A 17,740-nucleotide genomic window follows, 5' to 3' on the forward strand; every position below is an offset into this window, starting at 1 on the left:
CCGGGGTCGCAGAAGTAGCATTTAGGACAGGGAAATTGAGTGCACGGACCACCCAATTCCGTTTACGCGCGGGCGAGTGCCGCGCGACGGCGGTGCCGGGCGACGCGTTCGCGGTTCCCGCAGACCTCACTGGAGCACCAGCGCCTCCTGCGTCCCCGGGACGTGTCGAGGTACACGATGGGGCAGTTGTCCCCCTCGCACTGGCGCAGGGCCGCGCGGGCGACGGGGTCGGTCAGCAGGTCCACGGCGTCCCGGGCGACGGCCGCGAGCAGGGTGGCGCAGCCGGGCGGTCCGTCCAACCGCCGCAGCAGTTGGCCGTCTTCGCCGCGGACCGCGCGCGGGGCCGGGGGCGCGGTGCGGGCCAGGTCGTTGACGCGGGCGAGGGCGAGGTCGTACGTCGCGGCTCCGGGTCTCGGCCGGCGGCGCACCAACCGGTCGATCTGGGTGCGCAGTTCACGGAAGGCCGGCAACCAGCCGGTGTCGGCGTGGGTCAGGGCGGTGTCCGCGGGGACGAGCCCGGAGCCGGTGATCCAGACGCGCAGCACGTCCACGGAGTCGAGCCGTTCCTCCGGGTGCGTGGTGGAGAGCAGGTCCAGGCAGATCCGCCCGGCGTCGAACCGCAGCTCGTAGGGGGCCGTGGCCGTACCCAGTGCCATGTGCCTGTCACCGCCTAGGGTTCACCCCGGTCGCGAGGGCTTCGGTGAGACGCGTCGCGTGGGACACCGCCGAGAGGGCCGGTGAGCCGCTCCCTCTTACAGTGCCTGCCCGCCCCGACGCCGAAAACCCCTCGCGCACACCTGACCGCGCCGGACACCGGCACGGGATGCCCGTTCCGGCCACACGTGGAGCGGAGCGGGGGCCCGGACGGGGGTCCACGCAGGGCGTCCCTCCCGGGCCGGGGGGCCGCGCAGGGCGTCCCGCCCAGGCCGGGGGGCCGCGTGCGCCGTCCCTCCCGGGCCGGGGGGCCGCGTGCGCCGTCCCTCCCGGGCCTGGGGGCCCGCGCGGGCCGTCCCGCCCAGGCCGGGGGGCCGCGCGGGGCGTCCCGCCCAGGCCGGGGGGCCGCGAGGGCCGCCCCGCGTCGGCCGCCGGAGCCAGGGTCGAACGGCCGGTTCGGCCCGACAGACGTCCCACGAGGTCACGCGCCGGTGGGATCCCCGGGGCGCCCCACTCGGGCGGCGACCGCAACGGCGGCCGGACTCTCGTCGGACATCACCCGGCCGAGCCGCCCCCGGCGGCCGGACCCGCACGGCGCGCCCCGCTCAGGACACGAGCTCCACACCGGCTGCCAGGCCCGCCGCGCCGACCCGCGAGGTCACGCAGCCGTCGATACCCGTACAGGACCCCACTCGCGTCGGCACGCCCGACGCCCGGACTCTCGTCGGACGTCACCCCCGCGAGACCATCCCTGCGGCCGGACCTCCACCGGACACCCCTCCCACCCGGCACCGCATCCCCGTGGGACCTCCAGGCACCGCGCGCCCTGCCTTCCCCACCGACGTCCGGAAGCGGGTCCCCGGCCGACGGCGGAGCAGAAGATGTCGCAATTCGGCTCAACCCCCGGACGGGATCACGCGTCTGCGTACTTCGTTTCCGCGCTCGGGTCCAGGGCCAGGCGGTAGCCGCGTTTGACCACCGTCTGGATCAGCTTCGGCGTGCCGAGGGCCGTGCGGAGGCGGGCCATGGCCGTCTCCACCGCGTGTTCGTCGCGGCCGGAGCCCGGCAGGGCGCGCAGGAGGTCCGCGCGGGCGACGACCCAGCCGGGGCGGTGGGAGAGGGCGCGCAGGAGGGACATGCCGGCGGGCGGGACGGGTCTGAGATCGCCGTCGACCAGGACGGCGTGGCCCCGGATCTCCACGCGGTGCCCGGCGACGGGGAAGGAGCGCGCCCGCGCGGGGAGTTCCTGGCACAGGAGCTGGACGAGAGGCCCGAGCCGGAAGCGCTCGGGCTGGATCGTGTCAATGCCGCGGGACTGCAGGGGCAGGGCGGTGACCGGGCCGACGCAGGCCGGCAGGACGTCGTGGCTCAGCGCCGCCAGCACCTCGTCGAGCAGTCCGCGTTCCTCCGCCCGGGAGAGGAGGGAGGCCGCGGCCGGGGCACTGGTGAAGGTGACCGCGTCCAGGGACCGGGCGACCGTCGCGTCCAGCAGACGGTCGACCGGCGTGATGTCCTCCGGCGGCATCCAGCGGTAGACGGGCACCCCGAGCACCTCGGCCCCGGCCGCCCGCAGCGCCTCCACGAACCCGGGCAGCGGCTCACCGTGCAGCTGGATCGCGATCCGCAGACCGTCGACACCCTCCTCCAGCAGCCGGTCCAGCACCTCCGCCATGGACTCCGACGACGGCGACCACTCCTCCGTCAGCCCGGCGGCCCGCACCGCGCCCTTGACCTTCGGCCCGCGCGCCATGATCCGTACGCCGCCCAGCCGGGACAGCAGCTCTTCCCCGAGGCCCCAGCCGTCCGCGGCCTCGACCCAGCCCCGGAAGCCGATCGCGGTCGTGGCCACGACGATGTCCGGCACCTGCTCGATGATCTCCTTCGTCGCGGCCAGCAGCTCGCTGTCGTCGGCGAGCGGCACGATCCGCAGGGCAGGGGCGTGCAGGACGGCGGCACCGCGTCGCTGCAGCAACGCCCCGAGCTCATCGGCCCGGCGCGCGGCCGTCACACCCACGGTGAAACCCGCCAGGGGCCCGTGGTCCGGTCGCTGTTCTTCCTCGTACATGGCTCTCGTCCCGCACTCGAGTCGTCGTACTTCGTGGGTACGGCGTACCTACATGCCGATCGAGCCTGTCAACGGCTCGTGACAGGCCCGGATCGGCGTGATGTCGCTGGTGTTACGTCACACCTCGGCGTAGCTGAGCTGCGGCTTCGCCTCGGAGGTCGCCGTGGTGACGGGTACCCGGGGAGCCGTACGACGAAGGTATACGGCCCAGGTGACCCCGAAGCAGACCGCGTAGAAGGCGAGGAAGGCGACGAACGCCCCGGTGCCCGAGCCGTAGGAGAGGAAGGACTGGCGGAAGGCGAGGTTGATGCCGACACCGCCGAGCGCGCCCACCGCGCCGATCAGGCCCATGGAGGCCCCGGAGAGCCGCCGCCCGTACGCCGCCGCCTGCTCACCCTCCAGCCCCTTGGCCAGGGCCTTGGTCTGGAAGATGCCCGGGATCATCTTGAACGTCGAGCCGTTGCCGAGGCCGCTGAGCACGAACAGCACCACGAACGCCCCGGTGAACAGCGCCAGCGACTTCTCCATGGAGGCACCGATCAGGACCGCCGTCGCGACGCCCATACCGACGTAGTTCCACAGGCTGATCTTCGCGCCGCCGTACCGGTCGGCGAGCCAGCCGCCGACGGGCCGGATGAGGGAGCCGAGCAGCGGGCCGAGGAAGGTGACGTACGCGGCCTGCAGGGGCGTGCGGCCGAACTGGTTCTGCAGGACCTGGCCGAAGGCGAAGCTGTAGCCGATGAAGGAGCCGAAGGTACCGATGTAGAGGATCGACATGATCCACGTGTGGGCGTCCCGCGCGGCGTCCTTGGCGGCACCGGTGTCGTTCTTGACGTTCTCCAGGTTGTCCATGAACAGCGCGGCCATGACGGCGGCCACGACGATCAGCGGGATGTAGATCCCGAGCAGCACGCGCGGCCCACCGCCGGCGCCGATGATCGCGAGCGCGGCCAGCTGGATCACCGGCACGCCGATGTTGCCGCCGCCCGCGTTCAGGCCGAGGGCCCAGCCCTTCTTGCGCAGCGGGAAGAAGGCGTTGATGTTGGTCATCGAGGAGGCGAAGTTGCCGCCGCCGACACCGGCCAGCAGACCGACGAGCAGGAACGTGGAGAAGGAGGTCCCGGGCTTCATCACGGCGAACGCGGCGATGGTCGGGATCAGCAGGAGGCTCGCGGAGATGATCGTCCAGTTCCGCCCGCCGAAGATCGCAACGGCGAACGTGTAGGGGACGCGGACGACGGCGCCGACCAGCGTGACCATCGAGGTCAGCATGAACTTGTCGGCGGGGGTCAGCCCGTACTCCGGGCCCATGAACAGCACCAGCACGGACCACAGGGTCCAGATCGAGAAGCCGATGTGTTCGGACAGCACGGAGAAGAAGAGGTTCCGGCGGGCGACCTTCTCCCCGGTCTCGTTCCAGAACGTCTCGTTCTCCGGATCCCAGTGCCGGATCCAGCGTCGGCCCCTGCTCGGGGGTGCGGGTGCCGTGCCAGGGCCTGTCATGACGCCTCCACTGTGCTCCGGGACTCGGTCGTACTTCCGGTGACTGATCCGAAGGTAGGGAGGGCGCGTTTCCTGCCTGTGGCAGCGGGTGACCGCGAGGGAACTTTGCTCTCACCCCGCGCTCGGGCGGGATGAGAGGTTCCGGGAGGTTTCCGCGTCAGTGCTGCGGGGGCTGCCAGTGGGGATTCTGCTGGGGGTGGGGCTGGGGCTGCGGCGGCTGGGGCTGGTGGTACGGCTGGCCGTACGGACCCGGGGGCTGCGCCGCATAGGGGCCGGGCGCGGGCTGACCCGGGTACGGGGCCTGCGCGGGCTGACCGCCGTAGGGAGACGGGGCGGGCTGACCCGGGTACGGGGCCTGCGCGGGCTGACCGCCGTAGGGAGGCGGGGCGGGCTGACCCGGGTACGGGGCCTGCGCGGGCTGTCCTGGATACGGCCCGGGCGCGGGCTGGGCGTACGGCCCGGGCGGCTGCTGCCCGTAGGCCGGCTGCGGCGTTCCCGTCGCCGGACCCGGCCGACCCGGCACGGCCCCGCCGTACGGCCCGCCCGCGAACGGATTGCCCTGCCCGGGCGGCTGTGCCCCCGGCGGCAGATACCGCAACCGCCCGGTCTCGTCCTGCACCGGTGTGAAGCCCGCCGCCTGAAGCCGGGCCGCGAACTTGGCGTTGCGCTTGCGCGTCACCAGCAGGCCGATGCCGAAGACCGCCATGAGCAGCAGCCACACCACACCGGCCGCGACGAAGTCGGTGGACCGCCCCCCGAAGCGGAAGGCGAGGATCACACAGCCGACGGTGACGCCCAGGGCCCCGTAGCCCATGCGCTTCTCGGCGTTCTTGCCGGTGAGGTCGAAGTTGATGCGGGCCTTGAGCAGTTCGAAGGCGTCGGGCACGAGCGGCGGCAGGGAGACACCGTCGGCCGCGTTGGGGTACTGCGCCCAGTTCTGCCCGGCCCGGGCCCGGGCCTGGGGGCTCGGGTCGGGCAGGATCAGCATGGTGAGCGCGCCGTTGCGGCCGCTGCTCTGGCGGACGTCGGCGTACTCGTAGCCGAACTGCTGGGCGACGAAGGCCAGCCGGGCGAGCTTCTTCACGGACGCCATCGGGCTGGTGAGCTCGACCGGTTCCCCACTCGCCATCAGCCGCAGCATCTTCTGCATCTGCCGCTTACTCATCCCACCGCTCCCCCGGGTCACTTCGTTCACAAGCGCAACCCAGGCAGTTTTCCACACCGGGAGAGCCCCGAGGAACGGGGTCCCGTCAAGCGGAACGGGGCCCCATCCCGTCAGGCGGAACGGGGGCCCCTCAGGCGAACCGGGGTCCGGTCAGGCGCGCCTCCGGCCCCCACGCGCTTTCGCCCGGGACTCCCCCGTCGGCCACAACCGCGGCCTCTGCTTGGCCGCCAGGTCCTCCGCCCAGCCGAAGGCCACGATGCAGCAGCCGATGAGGATCCAGACCAGGACCAGCACCGGCCAGATGCTCTCCAGCAGCCCAGGCACGTTCTGTTCCAGCAGGGGGAAGCCCCACAGCTGGTCCCAGAGGGTGGCGGCGATCAGGATGCAGGTGTTGTGCCACAGGTAGATGGTCACGGCCCGGGAGTTGAGCAGCGTGATCGTCCCCGCGAAGGCGCGCAGCCGGCGCGGCCACTCCGTCCAGGACGGGCTGAGGTGCAGCAGCAGGATCACCGTGCCGAAGGACCACAGGGCCTGGGCGAGCGGCATGCTGTCGAGGTCGTTGCCGGTGCCGAAGTCGTGGTGCAGGGCGTACCAGAGGCCGGCCAGGGCGATGACGGGTGCGACGGACGGCACGACGTAGCGCGGCAGCCGCCGCAGGATGCCCTCCTGGTGGGCCATGCCGAGGATCCAGCAGGCGCCGAAGGTGGAGAAGTCCGTGAGCGCCGAGGGGATCCGCTCGCCGGGCAGCGTGATCCAGCCCTGCTCGAAGGCGACGGCCAGGGCGATCGGCATGAGGATCGTGAGGACCGGCAGGGCGCGCAGGGCCTTCAGCAGCACCGGGGAGAGCAGGACGTACCAGAGGTAGGCGCGGATGTACCAGAGCGGGCCCGCCAGGTCCGCGGCCCAGTTCTCGCCGATGAAGCCGTGGATGCCGGGCAGCCCCTCCGCGTAGGGCGGGTCGCTGAGCGGGACGATCCAGAAGGTGAGGTGGAGCAGCCACCAGCCGGGGTGCCCGTCCTCGTCCGGGCCCCAGCCCTGGAGGACCATGCCGGTGACGCCGACGACGCCGAGCAGCCACAGCGGCGGCAGCAGCCGGCGCATCCGGCCGCGGATCACCTGCACGGCCGGGCGCTTCAGCGAGCGGGCCATGAGGTTCCCGGCGAGCGCGAACATCACGCCCATGGACGGGAACACCAGCGGCAGCCAGGCCCAGCCCGTCAGGTGGTACAGCACGACACGGAACAGGGCGAGGGCGCGCAGCAGGTCGAAGTACCGGTCGCGGCCGGGCTTCTTGGCGGCGGCCGGCTCCTGCGGGGCGGCCTCGGTGACGGGAGTCGCGTGCGTGGTCATCCGACCGGCCTCCCGTCCATCTGCGGCCGGGACGCGGGGGACCCGCCCCCGGGCAGGCCCACCGCGCCGGTGCGCCGCAGCTTCTGCCAGCGCAGCCGGCCGCCGGTGAGGGCGGTGATCCAGGACTGGAGCAGCACGACGTACATGAGCTGGCGGTAGAGGATCTGCTGGAGCGGGAGTGAGATCAGGTGGGTCATACGTTCCTTGTCCAGGTGGAACGCGTAGGCCGCGCACACCCCTTGTACCGCGAGGACGCCCAGCCAGGCGCCGATGGTCTTCTCCGTGGGGCCGAACACCAGCCCGTACAGCAGGAACACGTCGATCAGCGGGGCCAGCAGCGGCGCCACGACCATGAACATCGAGACCAGCGGCATGCCCACCCGGCCGAAGCGGCCCGAGGGGCCCCGCTCGACGATGGACCGGCGGTGCTTCCAGACGGCCTGCATGGTGCCGTACGACCAGCGGTAGCGCTGGGACCACAGCTGCTGGACGGACTCCGGGGCCTCGGTCCAGGCGACGGCCTTCTCGGCGTACACCACGTGCCAGCCGTCCCGGTGCATGGCCATGGTGATGTCGGTGTCCTCGGCGAGCGTGTCGTCGCTCATGCCGCCGACGCGTTCCAGTGCGCTGCGCCGGAACGCCCCGACCGCGCCGGGGATGGTGGGCATGCAGCGCAGCACGTCGTACATGCGGCGGTCGAGGTTGAAGCCCATCACGTACTCGATGTGCTGCCACGCGCCGATGAGCGAGTCGCGGTTGCCGACCTTGGCGTTGCCCGCGACGGCGCCGACGCGCGGGTCGCCGAAGGGCTGGACGAGTTCGCGGACGGTGGTCGGTTCGAAGACGGTGTCGCCGTCCATCATCACGATCAGGTCGTACGTGGCGTTGGCGATGCCCCGGTTGAGGGCGGCGGGCTTGCCCGCGTTGAGCTGGCGGACGACCCGTACGCCGGGCAGGCCGAGGTTCTCGACGATGCGGGCGGTGCCGTCGCTGGAGCCGTCGTCGATGACCAGCACCTCGACGGGGTGGTCGCTGGCGACGAGGGAACGGACCGTCTGCTCGATGCACTTGGCCTCGTTGTAGGCGGGCACGAGGACGGAGACCGGTTCCGTGATGGGGTCGCCCCAGCGGAAGCCGCGGCGCCGCACCCGGCGGGCGTGCGCCACGGAGAGGATCAGCATCAGCCCGAGACGCCCGAAGACCAGCACGCCGACGACGGCGAGACCGGCGACGAGCACCCCGGTCACGTTCTCGGAGGCCTGCACCAGGAACACCCACGCCTCCCCCTTCAGCGACTCCAGCCCGGCGACCGGGGTGTGCGCGCTGGGGGCGTCGAGTGCGCCGGTGAGGGTGTGGAAGCGGTAGCCCTTGGCCTGCAGCCCGGAGACGTACCGGTCGAGGGCGGCCACGGTCTGGGAGCGGTCACCACCGGAGTCGTGCATCAGCACGATGGCGCCGTGACCGTTCTTCGGCGTGGCGTTGCGGATGATCTGCCCGGCCCCGGGCCTGCGCCAGTCCTCGCTGTCGGTGTCGTTGACGATGGTGATGTAGCCCTTGCTGCCGATGTACTCGGTGACCGGCCAGGAGTTGTTGTCCATGTTCTGGGCGAACGACGAGTAGGGCGGGCGGAACAGCGAGGTGCGGATTCCGGCGGCGCCGGCGAGGGCGAGCTGGTTCTGTGACAGTTCCCAGTCGACCCGGCTCTTGCTCTGCAGGGACAGGTCGGGGTGGTTGAAGGTGTGCAGCCCGATCTCGTGGCCCTCGTCGACCATGCGCTGGACGAGGTCCGGGTAGCGGGAGGCCATGGTGCCGGTGATGAAGAAGACGGCGCGGGCGTCGTGCTTCTTCAGCACGTCGAGGACCTTGGGCGTCCACATCGGGTCGGGACCGTCGTCGAAGGTCAGCACCAGCTCGTGGTCGGGGAGGTCCAGGCTGGTCGCCTTCCCGCCGCGGGTGTCGATGACCGGGCCGCCCTTGAGGATGTCCTTCGGGACGCGGTCGTTCGCGGTGGGCGGTCCGACGCGGTGGTCGGCGAGGACCTCGCTGTGCACGTAGCCGCGCAGCATGAGCATCGCCCCCAGCGCGACGAGCACGAGCAGGGGCAGCAACAGACGCATGGGCAGGCGCCGGCGCCTGGAGCCGCCAGGGGCTCGGGACGCGCGCCCGGAACGGCGAGTACGGGATGCCATGGGTGGTGGTACTCCGGGTGGTGCGGGATGGGGTGGTACGGGGACGGGCGGACGGGGCGGGCGGACGGTGTGGTGGGAACGGGCCCGGCCGGCGGGGACGTCGCGGTTGCGCGTCCGTCGCACCGGCGGACCGGTCGGTCGGAGCGGCCGGCCTCGATCGAGAGGCGGCCCTGCCGGCCCGAAGAGCCGGACTCCCAGGGCCGGCCGGGGCGGCCGGGGCCGGTGGGAAGCACTTGGCCGTGGCCGGATGGGCGGTGGTGCGGGTGCCTGGCCGGATGGGCGGATGGTGCGGGTGTCTGGCCGGACGGGCGATGGTGCGGTGCCCGGTCGAACAGACGGTGGTTGCGGTGCCGGATGGGCGGTGGTGCGGTGCCCGGCCGGATGGGCGGTGGTGCGGTGCCCGGCCGGATGGGCGGTGGTGCGGTGCCCGGCCGGACGGGCGGGTGGAGCGGGTGCCTGGCCGGATGAGCGATGGTGCTCCGACCAGCCGAACGGGCGGGTGGTGCGGTGCCCGGTCGAACAGACGGTGATGCTGCGCCCGACCGAACAGGCGATCCTGCGATGCCCGGACGGAAGGACTTGTGCGGCGCCCGGAGCGGCGGGCGCCGCTTCGCGGCGCGGTCCGGGCAGCGTCGCGGTTCAGGCGACGACGCGGTCCGGACGGCGACGCGGTCTAGGCCGCGGCGGGCGTCTCGGCGACGGGCTGCGGCTCGGCCGGGCCCTCCGCGACGGTGCCGCCGTCGCCGCCGGTGCCCGTCGTCTCCGTGGGCGCGGCCGTGGGCTCGCCCGTCGGTGTCGGGTCGGTGGGCGGCGTGCTCGGCGGGTCCGCCGGTTTGGTCGGGGCCGGGTCGGTGGCCTTGCCGCCCGGCGCCGGGGTGGTCCGGGTCGCGGTCGGCGAGGGCTTGGCGGACGTGCCGGGACGGTCGGGGCCGGCCGTGGCACCGGGTGCGGCGGCGCTGGGGCCGGGCGCCGGTGCCGTGGCCCCGCCGGTCGCCGGTGCGCTGCCCGGCGCGGTGACGCCGGTGCCCCCGGCCTCTCCGGCCTCTTCGGTCGGAGCCGACTCGGCGGTCAGCGGCGGGCTGTCGACCTGCCCGGCCGGCGGGTTGTCGTCCTTGGTCGGCACGGGCAGCCAGGGGGCGTTGGAGTTGCCTGACAGCAGCGTGGCGACGATGACGACGGCGTAGACCCCGCAGGCCAGGGCGACGGCCATGCCGATGCGGCGGTAGCGGCGGCTGCGGCGGCCGGACTCGTCGACGAAGACGGGCCGGTCGGCGGCGGCCTCGGCGCCCGGGCCCTCCTTCACCTGCCTCAGGAAGCCCTCCCCGAGCTGCACGGCGTCGAGCTGGACCGTGACCTCGTGCGGATCGTGGGCTTGCCCGTCCGCCTCGGGGGCGTGCCCCTCCGCCTCGGGGGCGTGCCCGGACGGGCTTGCCTCCTCCCGCTCCTGCCAGGGGTCGCGGACCGCGGTCCGGCTCCCCGGTTCCGGGGCGCGCGAATCGGCCTCGCCGTCACTCTGGCGGGGGATGCCGCGCAGTATCTCCGTCCCGGTGGGCAGCCCGTGGCCGGTCGCCCGGACATCACGGCCGGGGAAGACCTGCGTCGCTCTTCTGTCCCGGGCTCTGCCGTCCGGCCGGAGCTCTCCGGTTGCCGTAGCGGCCTCGGGCCACTCGGGTTGGGCGTCTTCTCGCCACTCTTTCACGCGCACGCACTTCCCCCCACGGGATGGTTCAGGTGCGCTTGACGACCTGAGCACCCGCCGTCGGACCGGGCCCCCACCCGTCCGAACGCCCCCTCGTACCACACCGTGCTCAGGCGTCGAATGTAGCGCACGCGCAGGTTCTGTGTGGGCGCCGTGACGAATCGTGTCAGCCGTGAGACGCCATGAGGACATCGTCTCCGGCCGGTGTCCAGCTGCCCGCGGGCCTGCGCAGCCACCCCATTTCCGCCGCCAGGCGGGCTGCGGCCCGGCGCAGCGCGTCGAGCGCGGGGTGGGTCAGGCCTCTGCGCCACACCAGCGAAACGGGGGACAGAGGGACGGGGTCGACCAGGGGCCGCACCACCGTCGACGCAGGCGCCGGGAACCCCACGACGGCCAGGATCGGGTTGCGCGTTCTGGCCATGATCCGCTGGAACTCCTCCTCTCCTATGGCCAGCGGGGCGGGTGGCGCGATTTCGATGCCGCGCCCTTCGAAGAGCAGCCGCGCGAGGCCGGTCCACTCCGGCGTACGCGGGTTGCCGGCGCCCGCGTAGACGCTCTCGCCGGCCAGCTCGGCGAGCGGCACGGACTCCCACGCGGCCAGCCGGTGGTCCTCGGGCAGGACGACCGCCATCGGCTCGAACCGCACGGGCTGGTGGTCGAGCCCGGCCCGCAGTGCCGGGTCCAGCCCGGCGAACCGTCCGAACGACGCGTCCAGCCGGCCGGCCAGCAGTTCACCGGCGGCGCCGGTCAGGCCGCTCTCGTAGCGGGCCATCAGCTCCTGGTGAGGGGCGAGTTCACGTGCCTCGTGCAGCACCCGGCGGGGTGTGGCCAGGCCCGGGGAGTTGAGGTCGACCAGCAGCGGCCGGGCCTGGTGGAAGGCGGCGAGCAGCTCGTCCTGCGCGTGGAGCACCCGGCGGGCGTGCGGCAGCAGCCGTTCCCCGTCCGGGGTGAGCGTCACCTGCCGGGTGGTCCGCACGAACAGCTCGGTCCCCAGCTCCCGTTCCAGCCGCCGCACGTCCCGGCTGAGCGCCTGCTGAGCCACGTGCAACCGCATCGCCGCCCGTGTGAAGTGCAGTTCCTCGGCCACGGTGACGAAGCCACGCAGCAGTCGGGGGTCGAGGTGGGCGGTCATGCGGTGAACCTACAGCGGCGGGGACCGCCGGGGATCAGAGGATCAAGAGCCGGGCTTCTTCCCGGGCGTCTCTCCCTCGCCGGCCCGGACCTCCGCGTGGTTCACGCCCTCCGCCCCCTTCCGGCCGTCCGCCGACGGAGCCTGCCCCACCCGGTGCCGAGGTGCCGACCGCATCGGCGGCCTGGTCAGCGTGATCTGGCGGATGACCTGCTGGAAGCACGCCAGGGCGGCGAGGCCGGGCAGGGCGGCCGCCGCGGTGCCGAGGACCGTCCGGGGTGCCTGGACGACGCACAGCAGGACGGCGATGGAGGAGAAGACCAGGACCACGCACCAGGAGTGCACGGCACGGCGCTGGTGCAGCGCGGCCCGCAGGACGGACAGGGAACCCACCAGCCAGGGCCCGTACACCAGCAGGGGCCACCAGGTGCGCAGGCCCCTCGCCGCGGGGGACACGGCGACCAGGCGCAGGGGGTCGTAGGCGACCATGCCGCTCAGGAGGCTCACCGCCAGACCGATGACGGCCGCGAGGGCGGCGACGAGGAAGCTGGTGGTGCGGAGCACGCCCGGGGCCTTGCGGGTCCGGACCTTGCGGTGCCGCCGGGGGACCTCCCGCACGGGTGGCAGTTCCTCGGTGATGTCCTGGAGCCGCCGCATGTGGGTGCCCTGGGCGGGCGCGGGTGCGGGGTCCGGGTCCGGGGCCCGGTCCTCGTCGCGGGGGGCGGGGATCCTCGCCGCCTGCTCCCCGAGGGCCTCCTCGAGGATGAACGCCAGTTCCTCGGCGGGGTCCCAGGTCGGGTCCGGCGGGGTCAGTGGAGTGATGAAATCCCGGGCCGGAGCCCGATGCCGGCCGGTGCCCTCTACTTTGTCGTACACGGCGCGCCCCGACTATTCCGCGAGCGCGAAAGCAGGCCAATCCGTCGCACTGATCCACCGTCGTGCGAGATCCTTTTCCAGCGTGCTCATGGCGTCGATGAAATCCCGCAGAAGCGACTCCGTCACCTGCAACGTGACCGGGCAACCCCCTCTGGTGAGCGTCCCGTTGACGGTCGCCGACGAGTGCGCTGGAGCGGGAATGTAGGTGTACGGGCCGAGCGTTACCGCCCACCCGTCTTTCCTGGTCGCCTCGGTCATGTACCGACTAACCGTCGCCCCACTTCGGCGGATGCGCGGCAAACGAGTGAAGGATTTTCCCGAATGAGCATCTTTTCCACGCGCCATGAGGAGTATTAGGAATCTCCATATCCCTGTATGAAGAACAGCGAGCGAACCTTTTTCGCCATGACCTTTTCGGCCGCACCCGCGCGATTCACAACCCAGGTGCGTGACTGCGCACGGAACAGGTGTTGGACCGCCCGATCACCCCCGGGCGACGGTTGACGCATGCCGCAACTCTCCCCGTACCGCCGCCTGTTCCGCCTCCCCGGCGCCCGTGCCTTCACGGCCGGGAACCTGCTCGCCCGCCTGCCGATGGGCATGTTCAGCGTCAGCGCGGTCATGATGATCGCCGGGACCCGGGGCTCCTACGCCCTCGCCGGTGCCGTCACGGCGACGGGACTCGCGGCGACCGCCCTGGTCGCACCGTGGACCGCCCGGCTCGTCGACCGGCACGGCCAGGCCCGTGTGGCCCTGCCCGCCACGGTGATCGCCGTCCTCGGCTCCCTCTCCCTGCTGCTGTGCGTGCGCCACGACGCCCCCGACTGGACCCTGTTCGCCTCCTACGCCGCCACCGCCACGACCCCCAACACCGGCGGCATGTCCCGGGCCCGCTGGGCACATCTGCTGGCCGGCGACGCGAAGGCACTGCACACCGCCAACTCCTTCGAGCAGGCGGCGGACGAACTGTGTTTCATGCTGGGCCCGGCGCTCGCGGCCTTCCTGTGCGGGACGTTCTTTCCCGAGGCGGGCACCCTCGTGGGCGCGGCGCTGCTGCTGGCCGGCATGGTTCTGTTCACGACCCGGCGCGCGACGGAGCCCCCGGTCCGCGCGCACCCACCCGGAAGGGCGCCCCTGCGCGCCCCCGGCATCCCCCCGCTGCTCGCGGTCTGCCTGGCGATGGGCGGCGTCTTCGGCGCGACGGAGGTCGTCACGCTCGCCTTCGCCGACGCGCAGGGGCGGCAGTCGGCGGCCGGAATCGTGCTCGCGCTCCAGGCGGCGGGCTCCTGCGTGGCGGGCCTGCTGTACGGCGCCGTGAAGCCCGCCGGTCCGGCCGCGGCCCGGCTGCCCTGGTGCGTGGCGGCGATGGCGGCACTGTTGACCCTGCCGCTGCTGGCCGCGTCCCTCACCGGTTCGCTCCTGCTGCTGGCAGCCGCGCTGCTGGTCGCCGGGATGGCGACGGCCCCGACGATGGTGACGACCATGACGCTGGTCCAGGAGCGCACTCCCGAGGGCAGGCTGAACGAGGGCATGACCCTCGCCGTGACCGGCCTGCTCGGCGGCATCGCCTGCGGCAGCGCGATCGGCGGCTGGACGGTCGAGCGCCTCTCTCCGACGGCGGGTTACGTGGTCCCGGTGGTGGCGGCGGGCATGGCCCTGACGTTGTCCCTGCGCAGACCTTCGAATCGCTTCACCGAGTGCCTCGCACCCCATTGACGCCCTCACGTCCCCCCGCATACGTTCGATCGTCGAAGCGCTTCGACTTCGTGCGCCGGGAGAGTGTCGTGCGCCGGGAGAGTAGGGACCCCACATGAAGTTCACCGACGGCTACTGGCTCCTGCGCGAGGGCGTCACCGCGGCCCATCCGGCCCAGGCCCTCGACGTCACCGAGTCGGACGGCGCCCTGGAGATCCACGCCCCGACCCGGCCCGTCCGCTCCCGTGGCGACCTGATGACCGGCCCGGTCCTCACGGTCCGGGCACACACCCCCATGCCCGGCGTCATCGGCCTGACCCTGACGCACTTCACCGGTGGCGAGCCCCGCGGCCCCGAGTTCGAGCTCACGGCGTCGGACACCTCCGCGGAGATCTCGTACGACGACGAGCACGCGACCCTGACCTCCGGCGACCTGTCGGTCCGGCTGGCCCGGGGCGGCCCCTGGCACGTCGAGTTCCGCGCGCACGGCCGCACGCTCACCAGCAGCGGCCACAAGAACACGGGCATCATGACGGACGCCTCCGGCGCGCACCACCTGCGCGAACAGCTGGTCCTCAACGTCGGCACGTCCGTCTACGGCCTCGGTGAGCGCTTCGGCCCGCTGGTGAAGAACGGGCAGGTCGTCGACATCTGGCAGTCCGACGGCGGCACATGCAGCGAACAGGCCTACAAGAACGTGCCCTTCTACCTCACGGACGCGGGCTACGGCGTCTTCGTCGACCACCCGGGCCGGGTGTCCTTCGAGGTCGCCTCGGAGGTGGTCTCCCGGGTGCAGTTCAGCGCGGAGACCCAGGAGCTGACGTACTACGTCATCCACGGCCCGACCCCGAAGGACATCCTGCGCAGGTACACGGCCCTGACCGGCCGCCCGGCCCTGCCGCCCGCCTGGTCGTTCGGCCTGTGGCTGTCGACGTCGTTCACCACCTCGTACGACGAGGAGACGGTGACCTCCTTCATCGACGGCATGCGGGAGCGTGAACTGCCGCTGTCCGTCTTCCACTTCGACTGCTTCTGGATGCGCGAGCACAACTGGTGCGACTTCCGGTGGGATTCCCGCGTCTTCCCCGACCCGGAGGGCATGCTGGCCCGGCTGAAGGCCCGTGACCTGCACGTCTCCGTCTGGATCAATCCGTACATCGCCCAGCGCTCGCCGCTGTTCGCCGAGGGCAAGGCGCTCGGGCATCTGCTGAAGCGCCCGGACGGCTCGGTCTGGCAGTGGGACATGTGGCAGCCCGGAATGGCCCTGGTCGACTTCACGTCACCGGCCGCCCGCGACTGGTACGCCGCCAAGCTGGAAACGCTGCTCGCGCAGGGCGTCGACTGCTTCAAGACCGACTTCGGTGAACGGGTGCCCCTCGACGTCGTCTGGTCCGACGGCTCGGACCCGGAGGGGATGCACAACTACTACACGTACCTGTACAACCGCACGGTCTTCGAGGTGCTGCGCAAGCACCGCGGTGAGCGGGAGGCCGTGCTCTTCGCCCGTTCCGCGACCGCGGGGAGCCAGCAGTTCCCCGTGCACTGGGGCGGCGACTGCGAGGCGACCTACGAGTCGATGGCGGAGTCGCTGCGCGGCGGCCTGTCCCTCGGCCTGTCGGGATTCGGCTTCTGGAGCCATGACATCGGCGGCTTCGAGGGCACCCCCACCCCCGCCCTGTTCAAGCGCTGGCTGGCCTTCGGACTGCTCTCCTCGCACAGCCGCCTGCACGGCAGCAGCTCCTACCGGGTGCCCTGGCAGTTCGACGAGGAGTCGGTCGACGTGGCCCGCCACTTCACCCGGCTGAAGCTCCGCCTCATGCCCTACCTGTACGAGACGGCCCGCACGGCTCACACCGAGGGCCTGCCCATGATGCGTGCGATGGTGCTGGAGTTCCCGGACGACCCGGGGTGCGCGCACCTGGAACGGCAGTACATGCTCGGCCCGGACCTGCTGGTCGCCCCGGTGTTCAGCGACGAGGGCGACGTCACGTACTACGTCCCCGAGGGCACCTGGACACACTTCCCGACCGGCGGCACGGTGACCGGCCCGCGCTGGGTGCGGGAGCACCACGGCTTCCTGAGCGCGCCGCTGCTGGTCCGGCCCGGCGCGGTGATCCCGGTCGGCGCGCGGGACGACCGCCCGGACTACGACCACGCCGACGGGGTGACGCTGCGGGCGTACGGTCTGCGGCCCGGCGACGAGGTGACGGTGCCGGTCGGGGGCGTGACCTTCACGGTCGTTCGCCAGGGGAACACCCTGCGGGCGACGTGCGACGCCCCGGCGGCCGCCTGGAGCCTGGCCGCGGGCGACCGCGAGGTCCAGGCCGCGCCCGGCACGGGCCTCCTCGCGCTGGATCTCGGCTGATGGTCAAGATCACGGACGTGGCTCGGCGGGCCGGGGTCTCCCCCAGCACCGTCTCCTACGCGCTGAGCGGCAAGCGCCCGATCTCCGACGAGACCCGGCGACGCGTCGAGGCGGCCGCCCGCGACCTGGGCTACCGCCCTCACGCGGCCGCCAGGGCCCTGGCCGACGGCGTACCGAACGTCCTGGCCCTGGCGGCTCCGCTCCGCGCCGGTGTGCACGTCCCGGTGGTGATGAGGCTGGTGGTGTCGGTGGTGACGACGGCCCGGGCGCACGACCACGACGTCCTGCTCCTCACCCAGGAGGAGGCCGAGGAGGGCCTGAGCCGCGCCGTGCACACGGCTTCGGTGGGCGGGCTGCTGCTGACGGACGTGGAACTCCACGACCCCCGCCTCCCTCGGCTCCGCTCCCTGGACCGCCCGTCGGTCCTGATCGGTGTCCCGGCGCACGCATACGGCCTGACCTGCGTCGACCTCGACTTCCGGGCGGCGGGCGAGGCATGCGTGGAGCATCTGGCGGAGCTGGGCCACCGCACGGTCGCCCTGGTGGGCTCGCCCCCGGAGGTCTACCTCCGCAAGACGGCCTACGCCCACCACCTCATGCACGGCTTCACCACGGCCGCCACCCGTCACGGCCTGGCCTCGTCCGTCCACCCGGGCGACCCCGACCCCGCCACGGCCCCGGGGCTCGCCGAGCGGCTGCTCCACGAGCACCCCGCCCTCACCGCCGTAATCGTCCACAACGAACCTCTCCTGGCCCCCTTGATCGCCGCCTTCGAGCATCTCGGCCTGCGCATCCCCGCCGACCTCTCCGTCATGGCCGTCTGCGCCGACGACCTGGCGACGACGCCCCGTGTCCCGGTCACGTCGGTGTCCCTGCCGGCCGACGAGCTGGGCGCCCACGCGGTGGACCTCCTGATACGGAAGCTGCACGGCACCCCCGTACGGGAGACGACGCTTCTTGCGCCCCGGCTGACGGAACGGGCGAGCACGGCACGCCGGACGGCATGACAAAGGCCCCGCCGCAGATAAGCGACGGGGCCTTTGCCCACAT

The 17,740-nt window shown here is 72.6% G+C and carries 13 protein-coding genes; 3 read left to right on the forward strand and 10 right to left on the reverse strand.

Annotated features, from left to right (window positions below; all coding sequences use genetic code 11):
• Positions 1–62 precede the first annotated feature (62 nt).
• The 10 genes from QOL88_RS15160 to QOL88_RS15205 form a co-directional block, all read right to left on the reverse strand.
• Positions 63–656, reverse strand: coding sequence for a CGNR zinc finger domain-containing protein (locus QOL88_RS15160; protein WP_097216941.1), 594 nt, complete (start codon positions 654–656; stop codon positions 63–65).
• Positions 657–1,567: 911 nt separating this feature from the next.
• Complete coding sequence (locus QOL88_RS15165; protein WP_097216942.1) at positions 1,568–2,719, reverse strand: uroporphyrinogen-III synthase; 1,152 nt, start codon at positions 2,717–2,719, stop codon at positions 1,568–1,570.
• A 117-nt stretch (positions 2,720–2,836) separates the two neighbouring features.
• Positions 2,837–4,222 (reverse strand): nitrate/nitrite transporter, encoded by a 1,386-nt coding sequence (locus tag QOL88_RS15170; protein WP_097216943.1) that lies wholly within the window; start codon positions 4,220–4,222, stop codon positions 2,837–2,839.
• A gap of 157 nt (positions 4,223–4,379) precedes the next feature.
• The gene (locus QOL88_RS15175) at positions 4,380–5,387 is read right to left on the reverse strand and encodes a hypothetical protein (protein ID WP_097216944.1); all 1,008 of its coding nucleotides are present in this window, start codon (positions 5,385–5,387) and stop codon (positions 4,380–4,382) included.
• 150 nt (positions 5,388–5,537) lie between these two features.
• On the reverse strand, positions 5,538–6,737 hold the full coding sequence (locus QOL88_RS15180) for an acyltransferase family protein (protein WP_097216945.1): 1,200 nt from the start codon (positions 6,735–6,737) through the stop codon (positions 5,538–5,540).
• Positions 6,734–8,926 (reverse strand): bifunctional polysaccharide deacetylase/glycosyltransferase family 2 protein, encoded by a 2,193-nt coding sequence (locus tag QOL88_RS15185; RefSeq protein ID WP_097216946.1) that lies wholly within the window; start codon positions 8,924–8,926, stop codon positions 6,734–6,736. The genes QOL88_RS15180 and QOL88_RS15185 overlap by 4 nt, the downstream gene beginning before the upstream one ends.
• 673 nt (positions 8,927–9,599) lie before the next feature.
• Complete coding sequence (locus QOL88_RS15190; protein ID WP_257027778.1) at positions 9,600–10,631, reverse strand: hypothetical protein; 1,032 nt, start codon at positions 10,629–10,631, stop codon at positions 9,600–9,602.
• Positions 10,632–10,791: 160 nt separating this feature from the next.
• Entirely contained in the window at positions 10,792–11,757 is a 966-nt protein-coding gene (locus QOL88_RS15195; protein WP_097216947.1) for a LysR family transcriptional regulator, read from the reverse strand.
• Between the two features lie 42 nt (positions 11,758–11,799).
• Complete coding sequence (locus QOL88_RS15200) at positions 11,800–12,630, reverse strand: hypothetical protein (RefSeq protein ID WP_257027779.1); 831 nt, start codon at positions 12,628–12,630, stop codon at positions 11,800–11,802.
• 12 nt (positions 12,631–12,642) lie between these two features.
• Positions 12,643–12,888, reverse strand: coding sequence for a hypothetical protein (locus QOL88_RS15205; protein WP_031111160.1), 246 nt, complete (start codon positions 12,886–12,888; stop codon positions 12,643–12,645).
• A gap of 249 nt (positions 12,889–13,137) precedes the next feature.
• On the opposite strand from QOL88_RS15205, the gene QOL88_RS15210 reads away from it, so the two are divergent.
• From QOL88_RS15210 to QOL88_RS15220, 3 genes are all read left to right on the forward strand, one after another.
• A complete protein-coding gene (locus QOL88_RS15210; RefSeq protein ID WP_097216948.1) occupies positions 13,138–14,346 on the forward strand; it encodes an MFS transporter in 1,209 nt (402 codons plus the stop codon).
• A 94-nt stretch (positions 14,347–14,440) separates the two neighbouring features.
• The gene (gene yicI / locus QOL88_RS15215; protein ID WP_097216949.1) at positions 14,441–16,690 is read left to right on the forward strand and encodes an alpha-xylosidase; all 2,250 of its coding nucleotides are present in this window, start codon (positions 14,441–14,443) and stop codon (positions 16,688–16,690) included.
• Entirely contained in the window at positions 16,690–17,697 is a 1,008-nt protein-coding gene (locus tag QOL88_RS15220) for a LacI family DNA-binding transcriptional regulator (protein WP_179878870.1), read from the forward strand. The genes yicI and QOL88_RS15220 overlap by 1 nt, the downstream gene beginning before the upstream one ends.
• The last annotated feature ends 43 nt before the right edge of the window (positions 17,698–17,740 follow it).

The sequence above is a fragment of the Streptomyces sp. Ag82_O1-12 genome, assembly GCF_900182715.1.
GTDB lineage: Bacteria > Actinomycetota > Actinomycetes > Streptomycetales > Streptomycetaceae > Streptomyces > Streptomyces massasporeus.